A 17690-nucleotide genomic window follows, 5' to 3' on the forward strand; every position below is an offset into this window, starting at 1 on the left:
CATTTTTTCAACGTAGACCTTAGTCGATGCTCTCCCTGTATCTCGCAATGCACCCTTGACTTAAATCGAAAATTACAAATAAATCGTTTTAACAATTACTTTCAAAGCCTTGAAAAGAAGCTTCAGGACTTCCCAACTGAGGCTCTAATCTGCTTTCCAGAGTTCGCTCAAGCATATCCAATACAAAAGTCTAATACATAGTTTTGAATTCATAATGCACATTTAAAAAACTACCAAGCTCTGGGAACAGGTCGATTCCCTTATTGACTGCATGGCTGAGTTTTTATCTGAATTTTTTTATATTCTCCTATAGGAAAACAAAATGAAGCTGAACGATTCTGCTCTATTCCGGCAGCATTGCTACATTGACGGACGTTGGACAAATGCCGAAACACGGAGTGTCATCGAAGTCACCAACCCAGCCACCAATGAACGCTTGGGGACAGTCCCCAAGCTAAGCAAGGACGAGGTTAGCGCGGCTATCGATGCCGCCGATCGCGCCTTCCCCTTATGGAAAGCCAAAACAGCCAAGCAGCGCTCCTCGATATTGCGAAAGTGGTTCGATCTGTGCATGGAGCACCAGGAGGATCTGGCGCAGATACTGACACTCGAACAGGGCAAGCCACTCCAGGAGGCCAGGGGAGAAATCGCCTACGGCGCCTCCTTCATCGAATGGTTCGGTGAAGAAGCCAAGCGGGTCTATGGCGACGTCATCCCGGCCCATGCCAATGATCGTCGCATCGTCGTCACCAAGGAGCCCGTCGGTGTGGTGGCCGCCATTACTCCCTGGAACTTCCCCAACGCCATGATCACACGCAAAGCCGCTGCGGCCATGGCAGCGGGGTGCAGCGTGGTCGTCAAGCCAGCCTCCAGCACACCCTATTCGGCCTTGGCGCTGGCCGAACTCGCCGAGCGGGCCGGAGTTCCTCAGGGTGTATTGAATGTGGTGACGGGGAGTGCGAGTGTTGTGGGCGGCGAGCTGACCGCCAACCCGCGGGTACGCAAGCTCTCTTTCACCGGCTCTACCGAGGTCGGCAAGATACTGCTCGGCGAGTGTGCGAAAACCGTCAAAAAGGTCTCAATGGAACTGGGCGGCAATGCGCCTTTCATCATTTTTGAGGATGCTGACCTTGACCAAGCAGTTGCAGGAGTAATGGCGTCCAAGTTTCGCAATACCGGACAGACCTGCGTTTGCGCGAACCGGATTTTCGTTCACGACAAGGTCTACGACGACTTTGCCGTCCGGCTGGCCAGTGCCGTCAGTGCACAAAAAGTCGGCAATGGCCTCGAGGAGGGAGTAGCGCTTGGCCCCTTGATCAACCCGGCTGCCGTCAAAAAAGTGGAGCAACATATCGAGGATGCGAAGGCCAAGGGGGCTAGCGTTTACCTGGGCGGGCAACGCCACGCGTTGCAGGGGAATTTCTTCCAGCCGACGATCCTGACTAATGTCTCATCCGATTCCCTGCTCATGCACGACGAAACCTTCGGCCCGGTGGCCCCGCTGTTACGATTCAGCGATGAAAACGATGTGATTCGCCAAGCCAATGACACCTCGCTGGGATTGGCCAGCTACTTCTATACCCGTGATGTGGGGCGCGTCTGGCGCGTCGCGGAAGCCTTGGAATGTGGCATCGTGGGCATCAACGAAGGCATCATCTCCAGCGAGCTGGCCCCTTTCGGCGGGGTCAAGGAGTCCGGTATTGGCCGCGAGGGTTCCAAGTACGGCATCGATGACTATATCGAAATCAAATATCTCTGCATGGGTGGTCTTTGAATCCCGACCGGCCAAACGACAAAGGACATCACATATGAGCAGCAAGCAACAACGGGTCGGCATGATCGGCGTCGGTTTAATGGGCCATGGAATTGCCAGCAGCCTTCAACGCCATGACTGGCCTCTGAGCTTCCTGGAACATCCCGGCAACCAACCGGTCGAGGATCTGATCGCCAAGGGTGCGACCGCCTATCCCACTGGGGCGGCTCTCGCTTCCCACTCCGACGTCATCATCCTCTGTGTTACCGGCACGCCCCAGGTGGAAGAAGTTTTGTTCAGTGACGGTGGCGTTCTGGAGGGCCTTCACTCGGGTACCGTTGTCATCGATTGTTCGACCGCGATACCCAGCTCCACCCTGCGGATCGCCGAGGCCGTGGAAGCAGCGGGAGGCCGTTTCCTGGATGCCCCGATGACTCGCACACCCAAGGAAGCCGCCGAGGGCCGGCTCAACCTGATCGTCGGAGGCGACCATGAGCTCTTCGAAACCCAACTCCCCCTGCTACAAAGTTATGCTGAAAATATCACTCATGCCGGATCGGTTGGCTCGGGTCATAAATTGAAGTTGCTGCATAACTTCGTCTCAGTCGGCTTTTCCACGGTACTGGCGGAGGCGGCGGCCTGTGCGGAACAAGGCAGCATCGAAGCAGAGGTTTTGGTCGACGTACTGGCACATGGTGGTGGCGCAGGCACCGTATTGGAGCGGCTGCGCCCGTATATTCTTTCGCGGGATGACAGCGGGTTCCGCTTCAGTATCGCCAACGCGCACAAGGATCTAGGCTACTACCTAACCATGGCGAACGATACCGGTGCAACAAAGAGCGCGGCTGCAGGAATTTACCAAGTACTAGACGACGCAGAGTCCTCGGGTCATGCTCACTCGACGATACCCGAGCTTGTCAGCATTCTGACCGACCAGGCACGAAAATGAGTCCGGTGCCGGTAAGCGTTATCCATAACGTACGTCAACGAATAGTAGCCAACTGGACTTGCTGCCTCAACTCGACAATCAATTCGGCTGTTGCCGGAGAGAGAGGTTCATGCTTGAGGGTAATGATGCCGTAGTAATCCAGGGGTTTGCCGACGGTAATGGATAACGTGACGTACTGACCGCTGGCCAGCGGCCGGTGTAATACCGAGCGAGGCAATATGGCCAGCATGTCGGAGGCCAGTAGCAACTGCAGAATGGACTGTGTCGAGGTGGTTTCGATGGTGTTCACAGGTGAAGGTATCCCTTCGTCAGCCAAGGCTTCTTCGAATATGCCTCGCATGGGGCTGGCCAACGGATGCAAAATCCAAGGCCAGCCGCTCAGTCCATCTAGTGTCACACCATCGACAGTGGCGAGAGGATGTTCCCGACGAGCGACGACTCGCAGTGGTTCCTCAAGGAGTGGCTCGAAGTCGAAAAGATTGTGTTGGCTGACATGTGTCAAGCGGCCGATGACCAGATCAAGCCGCTTGCACTCGAGCGCTAGGAGCAGTCGATCGCTGCTCTGTTCGTCAATACTCACCGATAGCCTTGGTCGCCGCTCTTTAAGGGCGGCGATAGCGGCGGGCAGAATTTCGGGAGCTGCTGCAGGAATCGCGCCGATCACAAGATGACCGTACCCCCCTTCGCGCAAGACCTGAACGTCATCGACCAGTCGTTGAACGTCGTTCAGAAGGCGTTCCGCATGCCTTACCACAACTTTACCGAGGTCGGTCGTAACCATGGCGCGAGGCTGACGCTCGAAGATCAAAAATCCGAAGTAGGTCTCCAGGTCGCGCAACATCTTACTCGCCGCTGGTTGACTTAGATTCATCTGTCTAGCGGCCGCGTGCATGTTACGGCTCTGCTCGAGATTCACCAGCAATTGTAGATGCTTGAAACGTAACCAGCTGTTAAGGCTGGCGGACATCAGCTTATCCATCATGTCTCCTTCACCATCGCATGTATCCAAAGCAAGCTCATATCGATACAACATATGATAACTAGAAGTAATCGCTACTAGTCAATTTTTGATTGGCAGGTTATTGAACGGCAAGGCTAAGCTGAAGCGAGTCATGCCAACAAATACACAAGGGCCCATTGCCGATGACCATGATTACCCATCTGGACGTTCAGGACATTCGATTTCCCACCTCTCGATCCTTGGATGGCTCTGATGCCATGAATGCTGCGCCGGACTATTCGGCCACCTATGTGACCTTGCATACCGACACCAGCGACGGGCTTGTGGGGAACGGACTCACTTTCACGATTGGGCGTGGTAACGAGATTTGTGTCAAAGCGGTTCAATCGCTCGCCTATCTGATCGAGGGTCGCAATCTCGAGGCCATCACCTCCGACATGGGAACCTTCTGGCGACATCTGACCAGCGGCGATAGCCAACTTCGTTGGACCGGGCCAGAAAAAGGCGCCATTCATTTGGCCACCGCGGCCATCGTCAATGCCATATGGGATCTTTGGGCCAAATCAGAGCAGAAACCGGTATGGAAACTACTCGTCGACATGTCCCCAGAACAGCTCGTTAACTGCCTCGACTTCCGCTTCGTCACCGATGCCCTGACACCTCAGGAGGCATTAGCCATTCTCCGGCGCAAGGTTAGCGGCAAGGCAAGCCGGGAACAGAAAATGTGTGAGCAAGGCTATCCCGCTTATACCACTTCGGCTGGCTGGCTCGGCTACTCCGTTGACAAAGTGCGTCGTCTCGCTCGCGAAGCCCTGGCGGAAGGTTGGACACACTTCAAGCAGAAAGTGGGCGGCGATCTCAACGAAGACTGCCAGCGTGCCCAAATTCTCAGGGAGGAGATCGGCTGGGACCGTACCCTGATGATGGACGCCAATCAGATGTGGGATGTCGATGAAGCCATCGCCAACATGCGTCAGCTGGCCGAATTCGACCCTTTGTGGATCGAGGAGCCCACCAGCCCCGACGATATACTGGGGCATGCCGCAATACGTCAACGCCTCGGTTCGATCGGTGTCGCTACAGGTGAGCACTGTCATAACCGGGTCATGTTCAAGCAACTGCTACAGGCTGAAGCCATCGACTACTGCCAACTCGATGCCGCCCGCCTGGGAGGACTCAACGAGGTCATCATCGTGCTATTAATGGCCGCCAAGTTTGGCGTGCCGGTCTGCCCGCATGCTGGCGGTGTCGGCCTCTGCGAGTATGTCCAACATATTTCGATGTTCGACTACATCGCCGTTTCGGGCTCGCTGGATGGCCGTATCCTGGAATACGTCGACCACCTGCACGAGCATTTCGAAAACCCGGTGTTGATACGTAATGGTCGCTATCAGGTCCCCATGGCGCCCGGCTACAGTATCACCATGCACCCGGAGTCGCTGTCTCGCCATGTTTACCCTGACGGTCAGGCATGGAAGGAAAAGTGAACACAACCACTGAGGAGATTCGTAACATGCCCCAAGTACAACCCTGTATCGCCCTGACCCTCGGCGACCCAGCTGGCATCGGGCCCGAACTGGTGGCCAGACTGCTGGGGGACCACGATGCGACGGGCCAAGCCAGCATCGTGGTCGTAGGTGACCGCTGGCTATGGGAGGAAGGTCAACGTGTGGCTGGCATCCGCCATGAACTCCCTGAAATCGCAAGCCTTGCAGAGGCGCGCGGCCAGACAGGCCCAGTGCTGTTACCGACATCGACCATCAAGCCGAAAGATGTTGAATACGCCCAGGTCAGTGGCCTGTGCGGCACCTCGGTACTCAAAGTGCTGGCGCAGTGCATGGACGGCGCCAGTGATGGACATGTCGATGCGATCTGCTTTGCCCCGCTCAACAAGCTCTCCATGAAACAGGGCGGGCTGAAACACGAGGATGAGCTCCACTTCTTCGTCGACCATCTAAAGGTCAAGACCCCCGTCTGCGAATTCAACACCCTGGGCAACCTTTGGACATCGCGCATCTCCTCACATATCCCGCTTGCTGAGGCGGCGTCGCATGTGACGCCTGAACGCATCCTCAGCGCCACCCGGTTGATTCATGATGCGTTGGTAGCCGCTGGCATAGAGCAGCCCCGTATCGGGGTAGCGGCGCTAAACCCTCACGCTGGAGAGGGGGGAACCTGCGGCCGTGAAGAGATAGACATCATTGCACCGGCAATCGACACATGCCGCGACGAGGGCTTCGCAGCCCAGGGCCCCTTCCCCGCCGACACTATCTTTCGGCGCGCCCGGGATGGAGAATTCGATGGCATAGTGACCATGTATCACGACCAGGGGCAAATCGCCTTGAAGCTGATGGGCTTCGAACGCGGCGTCACTGTTCAGGGTGGACTGCCGATCCCTATTACTACCCCGGCCCATGGCACCGCCTTTGATATCGCAGGACAAGGAAAAGCCAACGTCGAAGCTATACGCCACGCCTTCGATATCGCCTGCCGAATGGGGTTAAATTTTATAAGTCGATGATCAGAAGTCATCGACGAAAGTACAACTCTCAAAAATGAATTATGAGTGCATAATAAATTTTAACAGATAGGGTAACTCATAGGCAACTTGAGGTAATAGCAAGAAGCCAAGCTTAAAAAAGCAACAATAAAATTAGCCTGAACTACACGAAAACAAAAAAGAGAGGTACAACATGTTTCTCAAGAAAAAGCTCACACTAACAATTGCCACTTTAGCCATTAGCGTTACAACTTTGTCGGTTTCAGCCGAAACATTACGCTATGCCCATGTTGGTGCAGAAGGAGATTCGCAGACACGCTATGCGTCCGAAGCGGCAGCCTCAATTGAGGAAGCAACCGACGGTGAGATCACGTTTAGCCTGTTCCCGTCAAGCCAGCTTGGGGGTGTTGCCGAAATGGTCGATGGTGTGTCACTTGGATCGATATCAATGGCACATCACGAATTTGCCTCGCTCGCCCAAACCGTTCCCGACATTGCCGTATTCAACGCGCCTTTCATTTATCGTGATGCAGAGCATGCCCTGAAAGCTACAGACCCTCACTCTCCTGTCATCAGTGAAATGAACGAAAAGCTCGTTGAAGAAGGTGATATGCGTATTATTGGCCGCATGTACCGAGGGGCTCGACATATTACCGCCAACTTCCCCGTTTACTCTCCCGCTGATCTGGAAGGCAAGCCTTTCCGTGCGGTACCACTTGATATATGGATTTCAATGGTCAATGGGTTTGGCGCTGATCCGACACCGGTCGAAGTCTCAGAACTTCCGACTTCATTAATGACGGGGCTTGTAGTTGGCCAGGAAAATCCTCTGACCATGCTTATGTCCAATAGCCTCTATGAAGTGCAGTCCCATGTCTCAATGACGGGGCACATGCACTCCATATTAGCCGTTTTCATCAACGAAGACACATGGCAATCCTTGGACGAAGGCCATCAAGAGACCATTACACGTATACTAGAAGAAAAAGCTCAAGAATCCCTCCAGTGGGCACAAGAGCGGGAAGCTAGCCTAGTCGAAGAATTAAAGGAAAAGGGTATGACCTTCGTCACCGAAGAGAACGGGCTTGAGTTGGAAGCCTTCCGTGAGCAGGTCTTGGCACAAATAAACGAGGACTACCCTAACTTTCAACCCTATATCGAACAAATAGCGGAAATAGAGTAATAGTTTGGCAGCGAGGAATACAGTAGTCCTCGCTGCCCTTACTTACTACCACATAGGGTCGCCAGCATGAGAACCGGAAAAAGGCTGTTAGAAGTTTTCTGCTTAGCTTTGCTAGCAGGCATGATACTTGTCCCTTTTATGCAGGTTATAACTCGCTCCGTATTTGGGTTTTCTATTCCAGGAGCGGGAGAACTCACTAGATTCTTGCTCATTTGTCTGGTGTTCTCTTCTTACCCACTTGCAATCTCAAGTGGTGAAAACATCGAAATGGCGGAGCTTCGCGAGACATTGCCTAGCACGATAAAAATATGGCTATACAAGATTATCGCTCTGTTATCCATCATTACGTGTCTTTTCATTGCATATGCTGCATTCATCACAGTACAAGCAAATTTGAATAAAGCTACGCCTGTTCTCAAAATTCCCTATTGGATCTTCTTCAGCACTACTTTCCTGGGTTTCGCTGGAGCTGCTTTCATGCATTTCCACCAGGGATTCAAGTCCCCTCGCCCTAATCCCGGCATCGGTTTATAGGATAAAAAAATGGGCTTTATGATACTGGCTTTGTTCTTAGTGTTTTTCCTACTCGGCTTCCCTGTGGTTTATGCCATCCTCATTCCTTCGGTGATGTATGTTCTTATTGAAGGGTTTCCAATCGGGCTTCTCGGCCAGCGCATCACTTATTCTCTCGACAGCTTTCCATTGGTTGCCGTACCAATCTTCATCTTTGTCGGGAATTTAATGAATCAGTCTGGTATTACAGACAGAATCTTCCATTTTGCTAACACCCTGGTTGGGAGGGCACCTGGCGGATTGGCACAGGTCAATATTTTCTCAAGCTTGATATTCTCAGGTATGTCAGGCGCGTCTCTTGCCGATGTAGGTGGGTTAGGCAAAATAGAGATCGAAGCCATGAAGAAAAGGGGGTATGGCGCTCCCTTCTCGGCGGCGGTCACTGCCTCATCAGCCGTCGTAGGCCCGATATTCCCCCCTAGCATTCCGCTGATAGTTTATGGATCGGTCACGAGCGTCTCCATTGTGCAGCTCCTTCTCGCTGGTATCGTTCCTGCATTGATCTGCACGGCGCTGTTAATGATCACAGCAGCAATTTTGGCGATCAAACACGACATGCCTCGCGCTCCTAGACTTCCCACGGCCAGCGAACTGTATAAGTCATTCATCCCTGCCTTGCCCGCACTTCTGGCACCGGCGTTAATGATCTCAGGGATGTTATTGGGTTTGTTTACGCCCACGGAAGCAGCAGCTGTCACAGCGGCCTATGTGCTGGTGGTTAGCTCGATTTTTTACCGGGAGCTGACCTGGCCACACTTGATAAACTCAATGATGGCCACACTAAAGACAACGAGCGCGATACTGATCATCGTGGCCGCGGCCTCCATGTTTGGTTGGATCTTATCTGTTGAGCAGATTCCACAGCAGTTCGCTGCCTTCATATTGCAGATATCCCAAGATCCATTAATGCTCTTGCTCATCGCGAATCTGATATTCTTCATTGCAGGTATTTTTCTCGACTCGACCACTGCAACCCTGTTAATCGTGCCCATTGTGGCGCCACCCATGGTGCTTGCAGGAGTTGACCCGGTACACCTGGGCATTGTCGCCATTTTCAATCTGATGATTGGGCTACTGACCCCACCCATGGGCCTTTCTTTATTCCTCGTATCATCGATTGCTCAAGTCTCGCTGCGCCAGCTTTTGAAAGCACTTATTCCTTTCTATATCCCGCTGCTTATCACACTGGCAATTATTACATTCGCAACAGACCTAGTGCTTTGGCTACCGGGCTTCTTGCGCTAAAGAGCGTGGCCTAAACCAATCAGCGACTGTACTGGTATGAAGGAGTAGTAAAATGACTAGCAAATCAACTATCGGTTTCATCGGACTCGGCAAGATGGGTGCCGGTTTCACCGCGCGCCTCATCGAAAGTGGTTATTCAGTTATCGGCTATGATATCGACGACACCTGCTGCCAGGCCGCCAAGGCCAAGGGTGTTGAGATTGCCGAGTCGCCGGCCAAGGTCGCCGAGCGCGCCGACATTATTCAGGTGTGCGTGATCTCCACCAAAGCCGTGGAGGCGGTCATCCTCGGCGAGGGCGGTATCGCCGAGGTCATCCCAGGTGAAGGCAAGACCATGGTTGACCACTCCACGACGGAACTCGAGACCACCAAACGCCTGGCAAAAACCTTGCTGGAACGTAACGGCATGCAATTTGTAGACGCCCCGGTTTCTGGAGGCCCCGGCGCTGCCACCGAGGGGCGCCTGGCCATCATGGCCGGCGGTGGGCAAGCCGCTATCAACGCCATCGAGCCATTGATGAGCGCCCTTGGAAAATTCACCCGTATGGGCGAGGTCGGCGCTGGGCAAGCCACCAAGTTGATCAACCAGGCGCTGGTACTCTCCAACTACTGTGTGATCGCCGAAGCCTGCAACCTTGGTAACCGGTTCGGTATCGATGTTAGTAAGATCCCCGAGGCCCTTTCCTCGGGCTATGCCGGCGGCAACCTGCTCAACGATCTCTTGCCCCGCATGGTGGAGAACGACTTCGAGCCGCGTGGCTACGCCCGGCAGATTCTCAAGGACTTGCATATGCTGCAGGACGCCGCCAACGCCTTAAATGTTTCCATGCCCATGGCGGGCACCGCCAACTCCCTCTTCAGCATGCTGGTTTCACAGGGCAAGGGAGAGCTGGATGGCGCCGCCATCGTATCGCTGCTGGAAGGTGCAACGCCGGAGAGCTCGTCATGACGCCACTTCCCATCATCGATGCGCACCAGCACTTCTGGGACCTCGAACGTAACTACCTGCCATGGCTCTGCGATGATCCGATGATTCCGTTTCGCTATGGCGATTACAGCGCCATCCGGCGCAACTACTTGCCCGAGGATTACAGACGCGACACGACAAATTATCGTGTGGTGGGGTCGGTCTTCATCGAGACCGAGTGGGATGCCAAAACGCCCGTTCAGGAAACCCGCTGGGCCCATGAACTAGCCGAAAGGGAGGGGCTGCCCAGTGTAATGGTTGCCCAGGCACGCCTCGACCAACCGGATATCGAGGATGTATTGGCGGCGCACTGCGCCTACTCACGGGTGCGCGGGATTCGCCATAAGCCCCGCGCCGCTCCATCGCCCAACGCAGTGGAGACCGGCGCCCCAGGTTCCATGGGTGATCCGGTTTGGCGTCGCGGTTTCGCTCGGCTAGCCGCCCATGACCTCTCTTTCGACCTACAGAGTCCATGGTGGCACTTCCGTGAAGCAGCCGACCTCGCCGCTGCCCATCCCGATACGACGATCATCATTAATCATACCGGTTTACCTGCAGATCGAAGCGAAGAAGGGCTCCAGGGTTGGCGTAAGGCTATGGCTCAAGTGGCTCACCATCCCAATGTAAAAGTAAAAATTTCAGGAATTGGAGTGCAGGGAGCAACTTGGACAGAAGAGGCTAACCGTCGAATCGTACTTGAGACCATCGAGCTCTTCGGCGTGGAGCGTTGCATGTTCGCTAGTAATTTCCCTGTAGATAGTTTGGTTGCAACATTTGAAACTATCTTTTCAGGTTTTCTTAAGATCACAAACGAACTAACCAATACCGAGCAACGCCAGCTCTTCCATGATACTGCACAAAGAGTTTATCGTATTGCACCTGAAAGCCTGTGCCAAACTAGCGCTACTACATACTTAACATAAGCATAATAGTATCTGGGCTGGCTTTTTCACTGACCGTACACCCTGTTAGTCGAGACTTCTTAACTACTCAGCCATCTCATCAAGAGCCGACACCTCTAATTTATCACGTAAGTGGCGGCGCAATACCTGGCCTAAATTAGCGCCATCACGTGCTCGGAGCGCTACGATCATCGCTTCATGCTCCGCTACCGCTTTGGACCAATAGTCATTGCTGAGCTCAGCGGTGAAGCGTACACGGTGCACTCGATGATTGAGGTTTTTATAAACATCAATAAGTATATCATTCTGAGAAGCTAGTACGATGGCCTCATGTATCTGCTGATTAGTCAGTAGATACTCCTTCATATTTCCACTCTTATAGTAAGCCAGCATCTGATAATGAAGCACTTCAATATTCGTAAGCTCATCCTCAGAAATCCTCGCACAGGCCAGCTCTCCCGAAAGAGACTCTAGGCTCTGCATAACTTCAAAGGTATTCTTAAGAGTGGTTTTAGTCAATTTAACGACTCTAGCTCCACGATTTGTCAAAAGTTCAACAAAACCTTCATGAGCTAGAACTTTCAAAGCTTCTCTGAGGGGGGTTCGTGATACACCAAACTGCTCACATAGCTGCTTTTCAGGAACACGACTACCAGGTGTTAACTTCCCTTGAGTGATCATGACACGAATTCGCTCGGCGACCTCACCGTGCAGTGTATTCTGCCTAATTTTATCCATGATCGATATTCTCTAAACCTAGGCTTGTACTGGTGTACAGGCATTTATTGACATAGTAGATTAAATTTTAACACAAAAATAATTATGAATTCATTCATTACCTTAGTCAAGCTAGTCAGTATATAGCTAGTTATTATGGGCATTATTCTATTAAGACATAGTCCAAACGCTTGGCAAAACTGGTTGTTTAATACAACGCAGCGGGCGCCTGAATGCCGCTCTTACGGATTTCACTCTATCGTTTAGCCTTTTTAAGGAAGACTAAGTATCCGAACTCATATTTTCCGCTATTTTTATATCCCAATCCGTTGACTCAGGAAAATGCACATGATTTTTTGATTGTACCTTCCTTATACGACGTGGACTTTAAAAAGTTGATAACCACCTAAACCAGCCTTACGGCATCAGGCCGACCCACTAAGTCATCATGGCCATGCCATGTCCTTTCAATGACTATCTCAATGACTATCCGAATCGTCTTGCTGATCGCTGAAAGTGGCTATATTGCCAGACACCTTGATGGCTTGTCTTACTCATTACGCCTTGCCAAGCAGCCCCTCAAAAAAACTCACCGCATTGGCCTCCAGCCCTTCCAAGTAGTAGCCGCCTTCCTGCACCACTAGCGTGGGAGTATTCAGACCCGCTAGCCTGCGGCCAAGCTCAGCAAACCCCGCTGTAGAAACGGCGACCTTGGCTTGGGGGTCACGCTCGTAGATATCAAACCCCAGCGCCAGCACGATGGCGTCAGGTTCGAACAGGCGGATGGCCTGGCAGGCTTGCTCCAGGCGGTCAAAAAACACCGACTCCTGTGATCCATGGGGCATTGGCAGGTTAAGGTTATAACTCAGCCCGGCCCCCTGCCCGCGCTCGTCTTCGAAGCCGGTCACCGCCGGGTAGAAGTTGGTGGTATCGCCGTGGATCGAAATGTACATAACATCATCGCGCTGGTAGAAAATCTCCTGAATGCCCTGGCCGTGGTGCATATCGGGATCTAACACGACGATGCGGGGGTAGCGTGAGGTGAGTCGCTGCGCGGCAATGGCGGCATTATTGAGAAAGCAAAAGCCACCGGCGGAGTCGATGCCCGCGTGGTGGCCCGGCGGGCGCGATAAAGCATAGGCGAATCGCTCCCCGGTTAACAGAGTCTCAGCCCCGGCGACCGCACTCTGCGCCGACCAATAAGCAGACTGCCAGGTATGCTGGCCCAGGGGAGCGCTACCGTCAGCCAAGTAACGCCCGGCTTCCGCCAAGATGCCGCGCAGAGCATTGGGCGAACGCACAAAAATATTGGAGATAACCTCTTCACCCCAATCTTCGCCAAGGGCATGCCAGCGCCGATGGGCACTTTCGAGAAAGCGCAGATAGGCCAACGAGTGCACTGCCCTTAACGGCGCCACGCCATGATCCGCGGGCACTTGAATATCAAACCCTAGCTGCTTGGCGGCGGCCAGCAGGTGCGTGGCGCGTTCAGGCACTTCCTGGGGTGTTCGCATCTTGCCACGGGAGAAGTAGGTTTGCGGCTGATGAAGCAGTTGGTCAGCGTGGAAGAACGTCTTCATCGTCACTATCTCCGGTTTCGCCCACACCCTTGACCACGAAATCGCGGGCAACGCCTATATGGTAGTCAATCGCCTCACGGCAGGCGGCAGGGTTGCCGCTATCCAGCGCGTCAAGCAACTTAAAGTGGCTGGTGGCGATGGTGTCAGGGGCTTCATGAGTTTTGGTAATTAGGGTGATGCAGAGGCGCAGCTCATGGGACAGGTCGTCAAAGGCACGCAGCAGACGCTCGTTGCCTGCGTAGTGCAGCATCAGTCGATGAAACTGCAAATCCTCCTCGATGCGGCGGGTGCCATCGTTCCCGGCTGCCGCTTCACATAGCACCTCAACCTGCTGCTTGAGTGCGCGCTGAGCATCGGCGGTATAGCGTTCTGCCAGGCGTTCGATCCCATGGCGCTCAAGACAGAGCCGCAAATCAAACACGTCTTCGAGTTCAACGGCATTCAACGCGCGAACAAAGAAGCCTCGGCGCGGTTTCGAGATCAATAAACCCCGGCTTTCCAGCAAACGAGCGGCCTCACGCACCGGCGCACGGCTAACGCCCAAGTCGCGGGAAAGCTGCACTTCCGAGAGCCGTTCTCCGGGTAAAAAGTGTTGCTGAATAATCGCTTGGGTTAAATAGTCAGCAACCTGTTCGACCAGATTCTGCTGCTGGATAAAGGCCCTGGGAGCCGCCGTTGGTGAGGCCATCGCATTCACTCATGGGATATGACGTGTTCTTCCCAGTATGACGAAAAAAAGCCACTTGTCGACGAACGATTGCCGACTGTCGACAGTTTTACCAAGTGCTGCTATGGTCAAAACAGATCCCTAACAAACATCACAACAGGGTCTGACACGCCTCGCTCGCCTAACGACTACGTAACCACATTACGTGCTAATAACCGAGGAGCAGGAAACATGAAAAAACCTTTAGCTTTGGCTATTTCCGCTGCAGCACTCGCTTTTACCTCCGCCGCCCTGGCTGATGATCCCAAAGAGGGCGGTGTCGTTAACACCATTATTCAGCCCGAGCCGCCAGGCCTGGTGCTGGGCATGGTTCAGAACGCGCCCACACGTACCGTCTCGGGCAATATCTACGAAGGCCTGTTGCGCTACTCCACCGACCTAGAGCCCATGCCGCAGTTGGCGGAGTCCTGGGAAGTCAGCGAAGATGGCCGCACCTACACCTTCCATTTGCGTGAAGGCGTTACCTGGCACGACGGCGAAGCCTTTACCGCCGATGACGTCGTGTTCTCCGCCGATGTCTTCCACCGCGAGTTGAACCCCAGTGCCCGCGCCGTGCTGCAGCACGTGGAGAGCATCGAAGCCACCGACGACCACACCGTCGTGTTTACCCTGACTCAACCCTTCGGCCCTTTCCTGCTCTCCTTCGAGGCGGGCACTTTCACCATGGTGCCCGAGCACCTCTACGCGGGCACCGACTTCCGCGATAACGAGCATAATGACCACCCCATCGGCACCGGCCCGTTTAAGTTCTCCAACTGGGAGCGCGGCACGGTGATCGAGTTGGTTAAAAACGAAGAGTATTACGAAGAGGGCTTGCCCTACCTGGATGGCGTCAATTGGCACATCATTCCTGACGGCGCTTCCCGTGCGGTGGCGTTCGAAAATGAAACCATTGACGTGCTGCCCAGCGGTACCGTCGAGAACTTCGATATTCCCCGCCTGGCCGAGATGGATAACGTCTGCATGACCGAAGAGGGCCACGAGTACTTCAGCCCCTTTGCCATGCTGTGGATGAACAACCGCGAAGGCCCCACGGCGGATAAACGTTTCCGTCAGGCGGTGATGTACGCCATGGATCGCGAGTTCGCTAAAGATGTATTGTGGAACGGCCTGGGCAATGTGCCGCTCTCCGCCTTTGGCTCCAATGCGCGCTTCCAGAACGACGATCTGGAACCCTACGATCACAACCCCGAACGCGCCCGTGAGCTACTGGATGAAATGGGCTACGACGGGGAAGAGATCACTATTCTGCCGCTGCCCTATGGGGAAACCTGGACGCGCTGGGCCGAAGCCGTACAGCAGAACCTGCGCGAAGTGGGTATTAACGTTGAAACCCAAGCCACCGATGTGGGCGGCTGGAACCAGCGCCTGGGCGATTGGGATTACGATCTCGCCTTTACCTATCTCTACCAGTATGGCGACCCCGCGCTAGGTATTTCACGCACCTACCTTTCCGACAACATTGCCAAGGGTTCGCCCTGGAATAACGTGGAAGGCTACGAAAACGAGCGCGTCGACGAGCTGTTTAACGAGGCCGCCACGGCTTTCCCCGACGAAGAGCGCGAAAAACTTTACCGCGAAGTACAGGAAATCCTCCATGAAGACGTGCCCGTTGGCTGGCTGATGGAGCTGGGCTTCCCGACCCTGTACCGCTGTGATGTGCAGAACCTGGTTACTTCAGGCGTGGGTGTTAACGACGGCTTTAAAGATGCTTGGCTAGATCGCTAGTTTTTTAGCAAATGCCTAAGCCCCACCCAGGCGATGAACGCCGCCTGGGTGTTTCAGCTATGTCTTGAAGGTATTAGTCAGGAAAACTACTTATGGTTTACGCGCGCCTCATTCTGATGCGGCTGTTTAAAGCCGTGATTGTGCTGTTTTTAATCGTTATTTTTAACTTCCTGCTGATTCAGCTGGCCCCCGGTGACCCGGCCGCGATTCTGGCTGGCGAAGCGGGTGCCGCGGATCAGGAATTTCTAAACCAACTGCGCGAGCGCTTTGGGCTCGACCAGCCGATGTATGTGCAGCTGTGGCGCTATGTATCAGGTATCGCCATGCTCGATTTTGGTTACTCCTATCGGTTGGGCGTCCCTGTATTTGACCTGATTATGGATCGCTTACCTGCCACCCTATTGCTGACTGGCACTGCCTTCGTGCTCTCGTTGGTGCTGGGCATCGTGGCAGGCTCCATGGCCGCGGCACGGGTCAAGAAACCCTCTGGCTCACTGATCATGGCGCTGGCGCTGGTGTTCTACGCCACGCCGCTGTTCTGGGTCGCACTGATGTCGGTGGTGGTGTTTTCCGTCTACCTGGGCTGGCTGCCCGCCTACGGTCTCTACACCGTGGGGGCAGGCCATACGGGGTTTGCGCTGGTGCTCGATGTTGCCAAGCACTTGGTGCTCCCAGCGACCACCTTAGCGCTATTTTTTATGGCGATTTACACCCGCATGACGCGCACGTCGATGTTGGATGCCGCGCAGCAGGATTACGTCAAAACCGCCCGCGCCAAAGGCTTAAAGCCCAGCATTATCCAGCGCCGTCATGTGTTGCGTAACGCCCTGCTGCCGATCATCACATTAGCGGGCCTGCAGGCGGGGCAGATGGTCGGTGGTGCGATCCTGACCGAAACCGTGTTTGCCTGGCCCGGCATCGGGCGGCTGATGTTCGAAGCATTGCAGCAGCGCGACTACAACCTGCTGCTGGGCATTTTCTTCTTCTCGGCAGCCTTGGTCATCGTCTTCAATATCATCACCGATTTGGTGTACAGCCTGGCTGATCCACGCATCAAGAAGGGGGCCGCATGAGCTTTTTCGCACGCTTCGCGCAAAACCGTGGCGCCCTCGTCGGCCTGATCATCCTGCTGCTGATTATCACCATGGCCATACTGGCGCCGCTGCTGTTTCCAGAATCGCCATGGCGAATGGTTCAGCGGCCCTTTTTACCCCCGCTCTCGCAAGATGGTTTTCCCCTGGGCACCGACACCATGGGCCGCAATGTGGCCTCAGGCTTGATGCACGGCGCCTGGGTATCGCTGTTGATCGGGCTGGTGTCGACGAGCGTGGCGCTGCTGATTGGCGTTCCCTTGGGGGCGATTGCAGGCTACTACGGCGGCATCATTGATGACGTACTGATGCGCTTTACCGAGTTCTTTCAGACCATCCCCAACTTCGCGCTGGCGATAGTGCTGGTGGCGATTATGCAGCCCAGCATCACCTCCATCGTGCTGGCGATCGCGATTGTCAGCTGGCCACCGGTGGCTCGCTTAGTGCGCGCCGAGTTTATGTCGTTGCGCAACCGCGAGTATGTCGAAGCGGCGCGCTTGGTCGGCCAGTCCAACACCACGATTATTCTGCGCCAAATTCTGCCCAATACGCTCTCGCCGATTATCGTGCTGGCATCGTTGATGGTGGCCACCGCGATTTTGCTGGAGTCGGCGCTGTCGTTTCTCGGTTTGGGCGACCCTAACGTGATGTCCTGGGGTTATATGATTGGCGCTGCGCGCACGGTGATTCGCCAAGCGTGGTGGCTGAGTTTCTTCCCAGGAGTAGCGATTCTGCTCACCGTACTGGCGTTAAACCTGGTGGGTGAAGGGTTAGACGACGCACTGAACCCCAAACTATCACGCGAGCGCTAAGG

The 17690-nt window shown here is 54.3% G+C and carries 16 protein-coding genes; 12 read left to right on the top strand and 4 right to left on the bottom strand.

Translation table 11 applies throughout. The features are described from left to right. Positions 1–322 precede the first annotated feature (322 nt). Both HZU72_RS14755 and HZU72_RS14760 read left to right on the top strand, forming a co-directional pair. The gene (locus HZU72_RS14755; RefSeq protein WP_180093377.1) at positions 323–1774 is read left to right on the top strand and encodes an NAD-dependent succinate-semialdehyde dehydrogenase; all 1452 of its coding nucleotides are present in this window, start codon (positions 323–325) and stop codon (positions 1772–1774) included. Positions 1775–1808: 34 nt separating this feature from the next. Then, positions 1809–2702, top strand: coding sequence for an NAD(P)-dependent oxidoreductase (locus HZU72_RS14760; protein ID WP_180093379.1), 894 nt, complete (start codon positions 1809–1811; stop codon positions 2700–2702). Positions 2703–2736: 34 nt separating this feature from the next. Here the strand turns inward: HZU72_RS14760 and HZU72_RS14765 are convergent, their stop codons facing one another. Further along, positions 2737–3711 (bottom strand): LysR family transcriptional regulator, encoded by a 975-nt coding sequence (locus HZU72_RS14765; RefSeq protein ID WP_235976130.1) that lies wholly within the window; start codon positions 3709–3711, stop codon positions 2737–2739. A gap of 134 nt (positions 3712–3845) precedes the next feature. On the opposite strand from HZU72_RS14765, the gene HZU72_RS14770 reads away from it, so the two are divergent. The 7 genes from HZU72_RS14770 to HZU72_RS14800 all read left to right on the top strand — a co-directional run bounded on the left by HZU72_RS14770 (position 3846) and on the right by HZU72_RS14800 (position 11054). Next, positions 3846–5150: an L-fuconate dehydratase gene (locus tag HZU72_RS14770; protein ID WP_180093381.1), complete on the top strand. Its 1305-nt coding sequence runs from the start codon at positions 3846–3848 to the stop codon at positions 5148–5150. A 26-nt stretch (positions 5151–5176) separates the two neighbouring features. Then, positions 5177–6184 carry a 4-hydroxythreonine-4-phosphate dehydrogenase PdxA gene (locus HZU72_RS14775; protein WP_180093383.1) on the top strand — a complete coding sequence of 336 codons (1008 nt, stop codon included), beginning with the start codon at positions 5177–5179 and terminating at the stop codon, positions 6182–6184. Between the two features lie 172 nt (positions 6185–6356). Then, entirely contained in the window at positions 6357–7346 is a 990-nt protein-coding gene (locus tag HZU72_RS14780) for a TRAP transporter substrate-binding protein (RefSeq protein WP_180093385.1), read from the top strand. Between the two features lie 66 nt (positions 7347–7412). Continuing rightward, the gene (locus HZU72_RS14785; RefSeq protein ID WP_180093386.1) at positions 7413–7880 is read left to right on the top strand and encodes a TRAP transporter small permease; all 468 of its coding nucleotides are present in this window, start codon (positions 7413–7415) and stop codon (positions 7878–7880) included. 9 nt (positions 7881–7889) lie between these two features. Continuing rightward, the gene (locus HZU72_RS14790; RefSeq protein ID WP_180093388.1) at positions 7890–9164 is read left to right on the top strand and encodes a TRAP transporter large permease; all 1275 of its coding nucleotides are present in this window, start codon (positions 7890–7892) and stop codon (positions 9162–9164) included. Positions 9165–9216: 52 nt separating this feature from the next. Next, the gene (locus tag HZU72_RS14795; RefSeq protein WP_180093390.1) at positions 9217–10113 is read left to right on the top strand and encodes an NAD(P)-dependent oxidoreductase; all 897 of its coding nucleotides are present in this window, start codon (positions 9217–9219) and stop codon (positions 10111–10113) included. Continuing rightward, positions 10110–11054: an amidohydrolase family protein gene (locus tag HZU72_RS14800; protein WP_180093392.1), complete on the top strand. Its 945-nt coding sequence runs from the start codon at positions 10110–10112 to the stop codon at positions 11052–11054. The genes HZU72_RS14795 and HZU72_RS14800 overlap by 4 nt, the downstream gene beginning before the upstream one ends. Positions 11055–11117: 63 nt before the next feature. On the opposite strand, the gene HZU72_RS14805 is transcribed toward HZU72_RS14800, so the two are convergent. The 3 genes from HZU72_RS14805 to HZU72_RS14815 all read right to left on the bottom strand — a co-directional run bounded on the left by HZU72_RS14805 (position 11118) and on the right by HZU72_RS14815 (position 14018). Further along, positions 11118–11771, bottom strand: coding sequence for a GntR family transcriptional regulator (locus HZU72_RS14805; RefSeq protein WP_180093394.1), 654 nt, complete (start codon positions 11769–11771; stop codon positions 11118–11120). 536 nt (positions 11772–12307) lie between these two features. Continuing rightward, on the bottom strand, positions 12308–13330 hold the full coding sequence (locus HZU72_RS14810; protein ID WP_180093396.1) for a histone deacetylase family protein: 1023 nt from the start codon (positions 13328–13330) through the stop codon (positions 12308–12310). Further along, positions 13308–14018: a GntR family transcriptional regulator gene (locus HZU72_RS14815; protein WP_180093398.1), complete on the bottom strand. Its 711-nt coding sequence runs from the start codon at positions 14016–14018 to the stop codon at positions 13308–13310. Before HZU72_RS14815 ends, HZU72_RS14810 begins: the two co-directional genes overlap by 23 nt. 210 nt (positions 14019–14228) lie before the next feature. Between HZU72_RS14815 and HZU72_RS14820 the strand changes: the two genes are divergently transcribed. From HZU72_RS14820 to HZU72_RS14830, 3 genes are all read left to right on the top strand, one after another. Next, positions 14229–15785, top strand: a complete 1557-nt coding sequence (locus HZU72_RS14820) for an ABC transporter substrate-binding protein (protein ID WP_180093400.1) — start codon at positions 14229–14231, stop codon at positions 15783–15785. Positions 15786–15877: 92 nt separating this feature from the next. Next, positions 15878–16858, top strand: a complete 981-nt coding sequence (locus HZU72_RS14825) for an ABC transporter permease (protein ID WP_138801577.1) — start codon at positions 15878–15880, stop codon at positions 16856–16858. Beyond that, positions 16855–17688, top strand: a complete 834-nt coding sequence (locus HZU72_RS14830) for an ABC transporter permease (RefSeq protein ID WP_180093402.1) — start codon at positions 16855–16857, stop codon at positions 17686–17688. Before HZU72_RS14825 ends, HZU72_RS14830 begins: the two co-directional genes overlap by 4 nt. Positions 17689–17690 lie beyond the last annotated feature (2 nt).

The sequence above is a fragment of the Vreelandella sedimenti genome (assembly GCF_013416325.1).
In the GTDB taxonomy this organism is placed as follows: Bacteria; Pseudomonadota; Gammaproteobacteria; order Pseudomonadales; family Halomonadaceae; genus Vreelandella; species Vreelandella sedimenti.